This is a genomic window from Exiguobacterium sp. S22-S28, from assembly GCF_043359615.1.
Taxonomy (GTDB): domain Bacteria; phylum Bacillota; class Bacilli; order Exiguobacteriales; family Exiguobacteriaceae; genus Exiguobacterium_A.
In genome coordinates this window covers 58,028-71,083 of sequence record NZ_JBHFFC010000029.1, presented here as the reverse complement: position 1 = coordinate 71,083, position 13,056 = coordinate 58,028, and the positions used below count along the sequence as shown (strand labels likewise).

The 13,056-nt window shown below is 45.1% G+C and carries 13 protein-coding genes; 1 reads left to right on the top strand and 12 read right to left on the bottom strand.

The window, feature by feature from the left end; genetic code table 11:
* Positions 1-37 precede the first annotated feature (37 nt).
* Entirely contained in the window at positions 38-232 is a 195-nt protein-coding gene (gene rpmI / locus ACHA8N_RS12105; RefSeq protein ID WP_012371058.1) for a 50S ribosomal protein L35, read from the bottom strand.
* A 27-nt stretch (positions 233-259) separates the two neighbouring features.
* The gene (gene infC / locus ACHA8N_RS12100; RefSeq protein ID WP_012371059.1) at positions 260-790 is read right to left on the bottom strand and encodes a translation initiation factor IF-3; all 531 of its coding nucleotides are present in this window, start codon (positions 788-790) and stop codon (positions 260-262) included.
* A gap of 432 nt (positions 791-1,222) precedes the next feature.
* Here infC and ACHA8N_RS12095 point away from each other — a divergent pair, with 432 nt between their 5' ends.
* Positions 1,223-2,692, top strand: coding sequence for a catalase (locus ACHA8N_RS12095; protein ID WP_147510633.1), 1,470 nt, complete (start codon positions 1,223-1,225; stop codon positions 2,690-2,692).
* A 64-nt stretch (positions 2,693-2,756) separates the two neighbouring features.
* Here ACHA8N_RS12095 and ACHA8N_RS12090 read toward each other — a convergent pair whose 3' ends face one another.
* The 10 genes from ACHA8N_RS12090 to mutM form a co-directional block, all read right to left on the bottom strand.
* Positions 2,757-3,962, bottom strand: coding sequence for a glycoside hydrolase family protein (locus ACHA8N_RS12090; protein ID WP_393965886.1), 1,206 nt, complete (start codon positions 3,960-3,962; stop codon positions 2,757-2,759).
* Positions 3,963-4,169: 207 nt separating this feature from the next.
* Complete coding sequence (thrS, locus tag ACHA8N_RS12085) at positions 4,170-6,110, bottom strand: threonine--tRNA ligase (protein ID WP_393965885.1); 1,941 nt, start codon at positions 6,108-6,110, stop codon at positions 4,170-4,172.
* A gap of 320 nt (positions 6,111-6,430) precedes the next feature.
* The gene (dnaI, locus tag ACHA8N_RS12080) at positions 6,431-7,348 is read right to left on the bottom strand and encodes a primosomal protein DnaI (protein WP_147510630.1); all 918 of its coding nucleotides are present in this window, start codon (positions 7,346-7,348) and stop codon (positions 6,431-6,433) included.
* 12 nt (positions 7,349-7,360) lie between these two features.
* A complete protein-coding gene (locus tag ACHA8N_RS12075) occupies positions 7,361-8,713 on the bottom strand; it encodes a replication initiation and membrane attachment family protein (RefSeq protein WP_393965884.1) in 1,353 nt (450 codons plus the stop codon).
* 70 nt (positions 8,714-8,783) lie between these two features.
* The gene (gene nrdR / locus ACHA8N_RS12070; protein ID WP_147510628.1) at positions 8,784-9,266 is read right to left on the bottom strand and encodes a transcriptional regulator NrdR; all 483 of its coding nucleotides are present in this window, start codon (positions 9,264-9,266) and stop codon (positions 8,784-8,786) included.
* Positions 9,267-9,279: 13 nt separating this feature from the next.
* Positions 9,280-9,648 carry a hypothetical protein gene (locus tag ACHA8N_RS12065; protein WP_147510627.1) on the bottom strand — a complete coding sequence of 123 codons (369 nt, stop codon included), beginning with the start codon at positions 9,646-9,648 and terminating at the stop codon, positions 9,280-9,282.
* 106 nt (positions 9,649-9,754) lie between these two features.
* Positions 9,755-10,141 carry an adenosylmethionine decarboxylase gene (gene speD / locus ACHA8N_RS12060; RefSeq protein ID WP_026827753.1) on the bottom strand — a complete coding sequence of 129 codons (387 nt, stop codon included), beginning with the start codon at positions 10,139-10,141 and terminating at the stop codon, positions 9,755-9,757.
* Between the two features lie 258 nt (positions 10,142-10,399).
* Positions 10,400-11,443 carry a glyceraldehyde-3-phosphate dehydrogenase gene (locus tag ACHA8N_RS12055; protein ID WP_147510626.1) on the bottom strand — a complete coding sequence of 348 codons (1,044 nt, stop codon included), beginning with the start codon at positions 11,441-11,443 and terminating at the stop codon, positions 10,400-10,402.
* Between the two features lie 179 nt (positions 11,444-11,622).
* On the bottom strand, positions 11,623-12,210 hold the full coding sequence (gene coaE / locus ACHA8N_RS12050) for a dephospho-CoA kinase (protein ID WP_147510625.1): 588 nt from the start codon (positions 12,208-12,210) through the stop codon (positions 11,623-11,625).
* Positions 12,207-13,037: a DNA-formamidopyrimidine glycosylase gene (gene mutM / locus ACHA8N_RS12045; RefSeq protein WP_147510624.1), complete on the bottom strand. Its 831-nt coding sequence runs from the start codon at positions 13,035-13,037 to the stop codon at positions 12,207-12,209. The genes coaE and mutM overlap by 4 nt, the downstream gene beginning before the upstream one ends.
* Between the last annotated feature and the right edge of the window lie 19 nt (positions 13,038-13,056).

The following is a 13,056-nucleotide window of genomic DNA, read 5'->3' as shown; positions in this document are numbered from 1 at the left end:
ATAAATTCCCTCCTAAATCTGTGTACGATTGGGTAAATTACTTAGCGATCATGTGACGGATACGTTTAAAGTCACCCGATGATACCATGCTAGCTTTACGTAATTTACGTTTCGCTTTAGTTGATTTGTTACCGAATAAGTGGCTTGTGTAAGCACGACCACGTTTCAATTTACCTGAAGCAGTACGTTTGAAACGCTTAGAAGCACCGCGGTGCGATTTCATTTTAGGCATGAGAGATTCCCTCCTACTTCGATTCGATTAGTCTTCTTTCTTTGGAGCAAGCACTAAGAACATGCTGCGTCCTTCCATCTTCGGTCTCTGTTCAATGACACCGAACTCGCTTAATTCTGTAGCGAGACGTTCGAGGACACGTCTACCGATTTCTGAGTGAGTGATGGCACGTCCACGGAAACGAATACTCGCTTTCACTTTGTTGCCATTCTCTAAGAACTTCTTCGCATTACGGAATTTCGTTTGGAAGTCATTCTCCTCGATTGTCGGGCTGAGACGGACTTCTTTCATCTGAATCACTTTCTGATTCTTCCGAGTTTCTTTGTCCTTTTTTTGCAACTCAAAACGGTATTTACCGTAGTCCATGATTTTACATACAGGCGGCGTCGCTTGTGGTGCGACCATGACGAGGTCAAGGTCAGCTTCCTCAGCAAGACGTAACGCTTCCGTACGCGACTGGACTCCAAGTTGTGCACCATCCGCTCCGATAAGACGAACTTCTCGAGCGCGAATGCCTTCATTGATTAACAGATCTTTGCTAATGGTTAGCACCTCCATCGTGCAGAGCACGAAAAATGAATGATATAAAACGCTATAAAAAAAGCGTCGGCAGTTTTTCCCGCCCACACTCATAAAGAATACAATAGTCAGAGAACACTCTACTATCACATATCATCATGATGGACCAGCATAGATTGCTATACGTGGTGAGAAGCGGGATGCTTCTGCTTTGTTGTCATTTCACTTTGCTATCATAGCACTTGTTTTCCCTCGATGTCAAGCCGCTATATCTGTTCAATAGAACGTTGCTCAGATACTTGATTATAATAGCAATCCTCTGTCCGTTTAGCAAGAAGTTTCTAAGTTTGTTTGCACGGGTAAATAAAAAAAGTCAGAAAAAGTTTTCAGAATTCGCAGAGCATAATTCTTTATTTAGAATAATTATTGTTTTATAATCAATGTAATCTTATACATAAGGGGGAGTTATTAATGAGTGAAAAACGATTAACCACAAACCAGGGTGTCCCGATTGGCGACAATCAGAATTCGCGCACGGCAGGTCGTCGCGGTCCGACATTACTCGAGGACTATCAACTGATTGAGAAAATGGCCCATTTCGACCGGGAACGTGTTCCCGAGCGTGTCGTTCACGCCCGTGGTTTTGGTGCACATGGTGTCTTCACGGTTAAAAATTCGATGAAGAAGTATACGAAAGCTGCATTCCTTCAAAACGAAGGTACTGAGGTTCCAGTCTTCGCTCGTTTCTCAACCGTCATTCATGGTACACATTCTCCTGAAACATTACGTGATCCACGCGGCTTCTCTGTTAAGTTCTATACAGAAGAAGGCAACTGGGATTTCGTCGGAAACAACTTACCGGTCTTCTTCATTCGCGATGCGATGAAATTCCCGGATATGGTCCACTCGCTAAAACCGGACCCACGAACGAACATTCAAGACCCGGACCGGTACTGGGACTTCATGACGTTACGTCCGGAATCGACAAACATGTTGATGCATCTTTTTACAGATGAAGGAATTCCGGCAAGTTACCGTAAAATGCGCGGTTCATCGGTCCACGCCTTTAAATGGGTGAATGCGCACGGAAACACCGTTTACGTTAAATTGCGTTGGGTACCAAAAGTCGGTGTCCATAACCTGTCAGCGGATGAAGCGACAGAAATTCAAGGAAAAGACTTTAATCATGCTTCAAACGATACATTCCAAGCAATCGAAGACGGAGAATTCCCAGAGTGGGATTTGTTCGTCCAAGTGCTTGACCCATCTGATGTCGATAACTTTGACTTTGATCCACTCGACGCAACAAAAGATTGGTTTGAAGATGTCATTCCGTTCCAACATGTCGGAACGATGGTCTTAAATAAAAACGTCGACAACTACTTTGCTGAAACGGAATCTGTCGGCTTTAACCCGGGTGTTCTCATTCCAGGAATGTTGCCGTCAGAAGACAAGTTGCTTCAAGGACGTCTCTTCTCGTATTCAGATACGCAACGTTACCGTATTGGAACGAACTACCAACAGTTGCCGATCAACTGTCCGTTCGCCCAAGTCAACAACTACCAACGTGATGGTGCGATGCCGGTCGGTCAACAAACAAGTCCGGTGAATTACGAACCAAACCGCTATCAGGACGAACCGAAACAAACGCCGGAATACACGGAAGAAAATCAGCCGTTGTATGATGATATCCACGGTCGTCTTGAAATCGAAAAAACAAACAACTTCGGTCAAGCCGGTGAAGTATACCGTCGTATGACGGAAGAAGAACAGACTGCACTGTTGAACAACTTAGTCGATGATTTGAAACAAGTCCGCCATGAAAATACCGTATTGCTCGCCATCTGTAATTTCTACCGGGCGGATGAATCCCTTGGTAAGAAGTTGTCAGAAGCTTTGCAGGTCGATATCCAACCGTTCTTGCAGCAGATGCAAAAATAAAATGGCATGACGAAAAGGTACGCCGAAAATTCGGTGTACCTTTTTTGCTGTCCTTTATATGAGTTTAGTAAGACGTGAACGAATACCGTTCGGCCGTCTTGTACGTATATTCGTTTAATCGCGTGAACAAGACGATTTGATTTAACGTAACGTCCTTGACACGATTTTGTTGCATCATTTGTTTTTCTTGTTCTGTGAAGACGTTATAAATCGGAGCATAGCCATCACTTTGGAACGGCTGCATTTGAATGGCACGATCGGCATTTTCAAACTGGTTATACCGAATTGTTCCACCAATCACGCCTCGCCCAAGAATCGTCATAGCTTTTTTATCCGCACGGTGCACATCCCGAATGACATTATTGATGACGGTCGGATTTTTCCAATTCATCATCGAAATAGCATAATCTTTTGTTCCATCAATTAAATTATTTTCAATTCGAACGTTGGAATGAAGACGGTTTTCAGAATATTGATGCGTCCCAATCGCTACATTAATGTTCAAAAATTTGTTTTTTCGAATCGTGATATTTTGATTCGGTGTACTGTCTTGTTTCGACCACTTCCAAGGGAATCCCTTCGTGACTGGATCCGGTGTATCTAAGTTAATGGATTCATTCGGACCTGTATTTGGAATCATCGTCGAATCCACGAACTTCATATTTTCAATAACGGCTTTATTGGTCGCATCTAATTCCATCGCATGGGATCCTTTTTGATTACGTACAGTAATTCCGCCGATGTAAAGATTCTCATTATGGGCAATCGCAAAGGCAGATCCACGCGGGAAATGATTTAAATCAATTTGCGCATTCCCTTTCCCGATGATTTTAGCGTTTTTGGTTCCGTTGTATCCTGACATTTTTTTATTCAGACGTAGGACGGACGGGGCAACTAAATCAAAAACACTTGATGTGGCACTGATTTTAGAAGTGCCCGTTTCGCTTGTTTTTTTGATAATGACACCATCTTCAAGAATAACGGTCGTATTCGAAGGAATGCCGACACGTAATGGAGACAGGTAGGTCCCTTTTTTCAGAATAAGTGTCCCTCCGCCTTCTGCCTCAAGTTTCTCTAAATAAGACCGCATCGTATAATGGTTACGTGTTTTTGCATTGTATGTCGTATATTTACGGATCAGCGGATCGATCGCTTCTGTTTTAGGTGTGATGCTATACGTTTTTTTCGTTGCCGCTTCGGCTGGATTACTTAACATTCCTCCAAACACACATGCTGTTATTCCCATCACTATCACACTTTTCTTTTTCATCTCTCTATAACCCCTTCTAACTACCTGATTATTTTTTCCAAATTCATCCTATCATGAAACAGCTAAAATTTGGAATAATCCACATATCGATTTATCTTTTTCTTTTCATGTCTTTATTATCGGCATCTTCGCATCTATCATTCACCGCAAAAAAAATTCCGTTAAAACACTCTTCAAAAGAAGCTCGTTTTAACGGAATACCATTTTTTATTTTGAACGGTTTGCGATTTCTTGTTCTAAATCCAGTACAAACTGTTCGAGCGAGGCGTTACTTGAATCTTTTGAACCGTAACGGCGAATGTTGACTTCGCGCGCTTCAATCTCTTTATCACCGAGGACCAGCATGACCGGGACTTTGTTGACTTGTGCTTCCCGAATCCGGTAGCCGAGTTTTTCGTCACGGAAGTCCGTTTCGACACGAATCCCTTTTTTCAAGAGCATTGCTTTGATTTCACGTGCGTAGTCTTCATGCACGCCTGAAACTGGAATCAATTTCACTTGAACCGGTGCGAGCCACGTCGGGAATGCCCCTTTGTACTCTTCGATCAAGTACGCGACAAATCGTTCCATCGTCGAGACGACACCACGGTGCAAGACGACAGGACGGTGATCTTGTCCATCGTTTCCTTTGTATGTCAGTTCAAAGCGTTCCGGCAAGAGGAAGTCGAGTTGGACGGTCGACAATGTTTCGTCTTTGCCGAGTGCCGTCCGGACTTGTACGTCAAGCTTTGGTCCATAGAACGCCGCTTCGCCTTCCGCTTCAAAGTATGGCAGCTCCAGCTCATCCATTGTTTCTTTTAACTCACGCTGCGCCATTTCCCAAATCGCATCGTTGTCGAAGTATTTTTCTTTATCGGCCGGATCGCGGTATGACAGACGGAATTTGTAGTCTGTGATGCTAAAGTCAGCGTACACTTCTTGAATCAAGTGGACGATTGCTTTGAACTCTTCCTTCATTTGATCCGGACGGACAAACGTATGCCCATCATTCAGGACCATGTAACGAACGCGTTGGAGACCTGTTAACGCACCAGACATTTCATAACGATGCATTCCACCGAGTTCAGCGACACGAAGCGGTAAATCACGGTATGACCGTGGCTCGTTTTTGTAGATCATCATGTGGTGCGGACAGTTCATCGGACGGAGGACCAACTCTTCATTGTCCATCTCCATTTTCGGGAACATATCATCTTGATAATGGTCCCAGTGCCCGGATGTTTTATACAGTTCAACGGAACCGAGAACCGGTGTATACACATGCTCGTAGCCGAGTTCGAGTTCCTTGTCGACGATATAACGCTCGACAGTGCGGCGGATGGCGGCACCTTTAGGTAACCACATCGGCAACCCTTGTCCGACATCTTGGGATGTGAAGAACAAATCAAGTTCTTTCCCCAGTTTCCGGTGATCGCGTTCCTTCGCTTCTGCCAGGAAATGCAGGTGTTGTTTGAGTTGATCTTTGTTCGCCCACGCTGTTCCATAAATTCGTTGCAACATTTTATTTTTTGAATCACCGCGCCAGTAAGCGCCGGCGATGCTCATCAATTTGAAAACTTGTAATTTAGCTGTCGCCGGTACGTGCGGTCCACGACATAGGTCGAAAAATTCCCCTTGGCGGTAGAAAGTCAAATCTTGATCCGCTGGAATCGATTCAATCAGTTCGATTTTAAGCGGATCATTCAATTCTTGATAGACAGCCAGCGCTTCATCACGTGAGACGACTTCCCGCTCGATTGGTAAGTTCTCACCGGCAATCTTGTTCATCATCTTTTCGATTTCCGGGAGATCTTCTTCTGTCAGACGACGCTCCATATCGATGTCATAATAAAAACCGTTTTCAATTGTCGGTCCGATCCCCAAATGAATCGTTTCATCCGGATACAGACGTTTGATAGCCTGTGCCATTAAGTGTGCGGACGAGTGACGGATGAGATCCAATCCTTCTTCCGAATCCGGCATAACGAGTTCAATCGCCCCATCCTCTTCGATTGGACGACGGTAGTCGATGACTTGACCGTTTAACTTGGCAGCAAATGCCTTTTTCCGTAATCCTGGACTAATTGAAGCGGCAACTTCTTCAGCTGTTGTTCCGACTGCGAATTCTTTTACTGCACCATCTGGAAATGTAAGAGCAATGTTTGACATGACTGCTTCCCCCTCAAATTAAAATAAAAAAAGACCCATCCCTCAAAAAGGGACGAGTCTCAATCTCGTGGTACCACCCTCGTTCCCGAACATGTCTCCATGTACCGGCTCGAACACGCGTTAACGGACGTGACTCGCAAACGGATTGTCCCCGTTTGAGCTATGAGGGAGTAAAGAAATGATGGATTCCATGAGAAGCTTTCACCGTCCTTCTCTCGCTTGTTTGGTCCGTTTCATTTTTCATATCCTCAATCGTAGCTGACTTTTATACAGATTATGTCTTCAGTATAGCGAAAAGCAAACTTCTTTGACAAGAGAAATTAATACCGACGGCGGTTTTCCCCTAAAAATTCGACTGGATTCGTCGTCGTCCGGATTCGTTCCATCAGTCGCATTGCTTTCAGTTTATCCCCTTGGTCGTTCGTAATCCCAAAGTGCAACTCCAATTCATCATACGACAGGTTTGAACTGAACAAGGTCGGTAAACGATGCATCATCCGATATTGCAAAATGATACCGAATAATTCATCCCGGACCCATGGGCTGATCGACTCTGCTCCGATATCGTCAATCAACAGAACGGGCACCGTCTGAAAACTTTCTAAAAACGTATCGAAACTATCCGACCGGATCCGGCGTTTCGCTTCCGAGACAAAACCGGGGGCATGGACCAAAATTGTCGCAATCCGTTCTTTTTTTAACGCGTTGCCGATTGCCGCGAGCAGATACGTTTTACCGACGCCAAAACTGCCGTGCAAATACAACCCCTTCGTTTGCTGTTTCGAACGAGCCGCGTTTAAAAATTGTGAGGCTGCGCGCAACGCAAGCTTACGATCCGTCGTCGTTAAATCAAAATCACCGAAGTTGGCATCCCGGACTTCATCCGGCAAAAACAGGCTTTTGAACTTCTTTTCAAGTGCCCGCTCATTTTCTAAATCCTTCAAGGCCTGTGTTTTTTCATAGGCGACCATGATTTGTCCTTTTTCTAAATGAAGAACCGGTTGGTACCCTTCGATGACGGCCTTCTTTTCAATGATTTGATTTCCGTGCATTTGTTCCGCATACTCATTCAGCTTCAACATGCCGCGCTCGATTGTCCGTTGATCAATTTCCGGGTGAGTCCGTAAAAACATGATGACCCCCGGGTGGGACAACACCCGTTGATGAATGGCTCGAACCGATTCCGCCACGTCCGGGCGGTTTAAAATCTTTTCAATCGATGTTTGGATGTGTTCCATCTCATTACTCCTTTATTTGCCCTTGAGTTCCCGTAGAATCCGTTCCATTTCTTCATCATCCGGTACTTCTGCTTCAAAACTGGCTTTTTTTGTCGCTTCATACTGTTGCTGTTTTTCTTTTTCTTCTTGCAGCCACTTCGGATTCGGTCCCGTCGTATTGGAGCGTCCTCTTCGACCTCCGACGGTCTGACGCGACCGCTCTTGTTTTTGATCTTGCTTTTTAGAAATCAACTCATCTTGCTCTTTCGTTTTCGCCAATGCTTCGGCTGCCGTGATGTACCCTTTTTGTTTCCAGTCATCGACAATCGACAATAGGAAGTTTTTGCTGAACCGGTTGTCCTTTTTGACGACCAAGGCATAATAGTAAGCAGCATTCACGATTCCAGACGACATCTCGTAATCAATGATCAACTGTTGGATCAGTTCTTCATCGCGTTCCGATAACGCTTTGACTTTTCTGAGTTTCGCCACGTAATGTTTCGGATGGGTTCCTTCCATCGTCTCCGTTTCACTGAGTTCCCCGACTTCCACTTCTTCGAGCACAGCGACCTTAGCTTTCTTTTCTCGGCTCAGTTTTTGTTTCGCGGACAACATCATTTGTTTGCATCGTTCCTGTTTTTCACTGTCGGTCATCGGCAGGTACGCTTCATGGCGGAAACGGGCATTCAAAAGTTCTGCCATAAGCGCTTCATTTGATTGTGTGACATAAGCGAGTTTCAACAGAAGATGATCAATCGATTTCGTATAAAAACTGCGTGGTAAAAATCGATCCGTCTGTCGTTTCATTTCTTCAAGATCAAATGAATAATCAAATTCGTATGCTGCCCGCTCTTGTTTCGCATAAGATTTTGGTTGATGTGCGGATGCTAAACCCGCTTTGACGTCAAATACCTGATCAAACCGGACTGTCCGGTCCACCACATTTTTCGGCAACGGGTCAGTCCGGAAACGATTTTGAAGAGCCCGAAAGCGAATTTCACCGACGCGGTAAAACAACAGACTTGATAAGACACCGTCATTTAAGAACGTATTCGGCGCTAGCGGGACACGGATTTGATAGACATACCGGTAAGCCGCCTGTTTCGCTTCAAACGTCCGAATCAAACCGATTCCCTCGAGCTTAAACAGTTCCTCTTTGAATTCATCGACTGAAAATCCGAGCAGTGTACCGAGTTCCGCATGCGAAATATACTGTGATTTTGTTTTACCGGGAATCATCTCACTCCAAAATGTTTGATATAATCCGAGTGCTTTCACACCGATAATCGGTTGATATAAATAATACAGGGACTGGTAGGCTTCCCGGTCGACGACGCCGTTACTCATGATCAAGCAGAGATCGGTCCCTGACAATTCACGTTCCATCATTTGCTTCGTCCCTTCTTTCGTGAGAAAAAGAGAGGGCGCTCTGAACAGTCAGACGACCTCTCCATCATTAGGTTAAATTTTCCCGTTCCGTCTCTTGATGACGTTCCATCAATTCAGACAACTCTTGGAAAAAGACATTGATGTCCTTAAATTGTTTATACACGCTGGCAAATCGGACGTATGCCACTTCATCTACCGAAGCCAGCTCATTTAACACAAGACGTCCCACTTGTTCGCTTGGAATCTCGTGTTGTGCGGTCGCACGTAACGTTTTCTCGACCCGGCTGACGACTGTTTCCAACTGTTCAATGGAAATCGGACGTTTTTCGCATGCCCGGACCAGTCCGCGCAGAATCTTATCACGATTGAATTCGTCACGGGTTCCGTCTTTCTTCACAATAATCAACGGCGTTTGTTCGACCATCTCAAATGTCGTGAAACGGTAACCACATGATTCACATTCCCGCCGTCTTCGAATCGAGCCGAAATCTTGAACAGGTCTCGAATCTAATACTTTTGTCCCATTATAGTTACAGGCTGGACAGCGCATGTCGTACCTCCATTCACGTAATTTCTCGTGTTCCGATCATTTTTAAACGATAGGCTGCATCCAAATCTTGATAAATCGACTCAATCCACTTTTCTAAATCCGGACCAAGCAGACCATCCCGGTGCAAAAACAAATCGACTGCCGTTCGTCCGGAACCGACCATGATGACGGTCGCAAGTCCATCTACACCAGACGCACTAAACGCAAGCTCCCCGCGTCCTTGATCAATTCGTTTGACGGTTCCTTGTTGACGGGTGATTGTCGCTTCCAGTCCGGTAAACAACATATCCACCGTTGCCGCATAATAATGGGTCCGTAATTTTTCGTTTTTATGTGTGTCCGACGTTTCCATTTGTTTTTGTAATCGTTCTTTCAGTCCCATTCCGTCATCACCTTTTTCTGTTTTCTTCTACTATTAAGAATAACAGACGTCAGACATATTAAAAAGCCCTCGCCATAAGACGAGAGCTTGTTCATTCGTGTTTTTGTCAGTTAACGTGCTGAACCGTAGCAGCCGGAACTTCAACAGGTCCCATACCGCGTGGAATTTCGACATTTTCACGGATTTTCGCATCGAGTCCGTCAGCGATGTAATGCGCTGCGATGGCTGGATCGATTCGATCGCCACATGTAAATACATCAACTGATGCATAACCATGCTCTGGGAAACTGTGAATCGTTAAATGCGATTCAGAAATAATGACGACGCCACTGACGCCGTGTGGAGCAAACTTATGGAATGCGACTTCGCGTACTTCCGCACCTGCTTGAAGTGCTGCATCAACAAAAAGTCGTTCTACAAATTCCATGTCGTTCAATTTTTCAGGATTACAATCCCAAAGTTCTGCAATAATGTGTCTTCCCATAGTATCCATTTGTGGATCCCCCCTACATTCAATGGTCTTCAAAGTAGTTGATCACTTACTTTGCGCCTGAGTCGTTCGCACCCACGGGGGAAAGTTAGTCCAGAGAGGTCCTAACCCTTTAAGCTGCGATTGCCAGACCGATTGAAGTTCACGATTTGAATTATAGCGAGTATCAAAAAGATACACAAGGATAAATTTCAAATTTTATTATATTTTCTTACAGAAAACGCTCTACCGGTTGATGTAGAGCGATTCTTTGAGACTATTTTATTTTAACTCCAATTGTTTTTGTTCGTTTCCACTTGCCTCAATGTGCGCGCCAACTAAATGGACGAGATCAACGACACGACATGAGTACCCCCACTCATTATCGTACCAGGCAAGAACTTTTACCTGCCGTCCGCCCATCACCATCGTCGATAGACCATCGACAACTGTTGATTTTTCTTCTCCGTTAAAATCAATCGAGACGAGCGGTTCCATCGTCAGACCGAGTATACCGTCCAGTGCCCCGTCTGCGGCTTTAACGAATGCTTCATTGACTTCGGCGACCGTCGTATCGCGGCTGACTTCAACGACCAGATCAACAAGCGAGACGTTCGGTGTCGGAACGCGTAACGCAAGTCCGTTCAATTTCCCTTCCAAATGCGGCAAGACGAGTGAAATCGCTTTAGCTGCTCCCGTTGAAGTCGGGATGATGGATGATCCGCAGGCACGCGCCCGTCGTAAATCTTTATGCGGATTGTCGATATTGTTTTGATCATTCGTAAAGGCATGAATCGTCGTCACAAGACCCGATTCAATCCCAAATGCCCGGTCAATGACTTGAACGACAGGTGCGAGACAGTTCGTCGTGCACGAAGCGTTCGAGACAACCGCATCAGTCTCATGATCATACATCTCGTCGTTAACCCCCATGACGATCGTTCGTAAATCCCCTTTTGCCGGAGCTGTAATGACAACTTTCTTTGCACCGGCTGTCAAATGCTTCTCAGCACCCGTTTTTGAATTGAATTTCCCTGTCGCTTCAACGACGATGTCAATGCCCAGTTGTCCCCACGGCAACTGTTCCGGATCGCGTTCGCTGACGATTTGAATTTGCCGTCCATTTACCATCAATGCCCCGTCAATGATGTCGACTGGATAAGCAAATTTTCCATGAACCGTATCGTACTTGATGAGATGTGCCAATGTCTCCACTGGATAGCTCGCATTAATTGCGACGACCTCACTTTTTCCTTCAGCAATCAAACGCCGGAATACCATTCTACCAATTCGACCAAAACCGTTAACTGCCACCTTGACTCCCATTTGCGGATCCCCCTTCAATGTGACGGATAATGCTCCGTTTACAGATAGAACTATATCACGAAATGTAAGCGATTTCATTATGTAACGTAAAAAAAGTGAGAGAAGTTGGTAACTTTCTCCCACTTGGATTTTAAAAACCCTTTTTTAATTAAAAAATCAATGACATGTCAGGGATTTCTTCAATTGTCCTGTACGGATTTTAACCACGTATCAATTTGTTGATATAACGCTTCACGCGTTCCTTCGTTCCATAAGACATGGTCTGCCAAACGTTTTTTCTGTTCGATGTCGAGTTGTGAATCGATTCTTGCCTGCGCCTCTTCTGCTGTCAGTTGATTCCGTTCCATCAACCGTTCTTTTTGCAAAGAAGCGTTACAATAAACGACAACGACTTGATCGACAAGCCGTTTCCAATCACCCTCCAACAGTAACGGAATATCCAATACAATGACGGAATGTCCCGCTTGTTCATATTGAGCGGCCAGTTCCAACATCTGCTGGCGAATTTTCGGATGCATCAATTCATTCAATATTAACCGCTTTTCATTATCGTGAAAAATGATATCTCCCAATTTTGAGCGGACAAGCAGTCCGTCTACAAATGCCGTCGGAAATACTGCTTTAACCTCTTCAAAAGCCCGTCCGCCCGGTTCCACGACTTGACGGGCGACAAGGTCGGCATCGATGACCGGAATCCCTCGTCGCTGCAAATACGCTGATACCGTACTTTTCCCGCTTGCGATTCCACCTGTCAATCCGATTCTCATAAAGCCACCTGTTGACAGTTTGGACAGAAGTGCGTCCCTCGTCCTCCGACTTTAATTTTTTCAATCGCCGTTCCACAACGTGGACACGGGGCTCCGGTTTGCCCGTATACGGCTAACTGCAATTGAAACTCTCCCTTTCCGGTCGGAGACACATAACTGCGGATCGTGCTCCCACCGCTCTCGACGGCTTTTCCGAGTACATCGACGCCGGCGACATGAATCCTTGAAATGTCATCAAGTGTCAAAGCTCCTGCTTTTGTCAACGGATGAACACGAGCCGCGAACAGTGTTTCATCAACATAAATATTTCCTAGACCTAAAAAGATGGATTGATCAAGCAAGGCGGTTTTGATTGGACTTCGTTTTTTCCGAATCAAGTTTTCAGCTAATACTTCTGCTGTAAATGTCGGATCAAACGGTTCCCGTTCAAGTTGGGCCAGCGGTGGAACCGACATGGCTGTCTCTTTCTCCCGCAACTCCATCGTACCGAATTTCCGGACGTCGTTGTAATGCAGTTCTGATCCATCTGTAAAACGAAAAATCACGTGCGTATGCTTATCTTTTTCAATCGCCTGTGGATAAGGGAAATATTTACCCTCCATCCGTAAATGACTGACAAGATAAAACCGTTCAAATGCGAATAATAAAAATTTCCCCCGGCGTTCCACCTGTTCGATTCGCTCTTGCTTCAATGCATCAACGAACGGCGCTACTTCCATTCCTCGAATCATCTTCGGGTGGAACACTTTGACAGAAGAAATCGTTTTTCCGGAGACCGTCCGTTCCAAGCTTCGTCTGACGGTCTCGACTTCAGGTAATTCAGGCAACTTGTTTCCTCCTCTGACA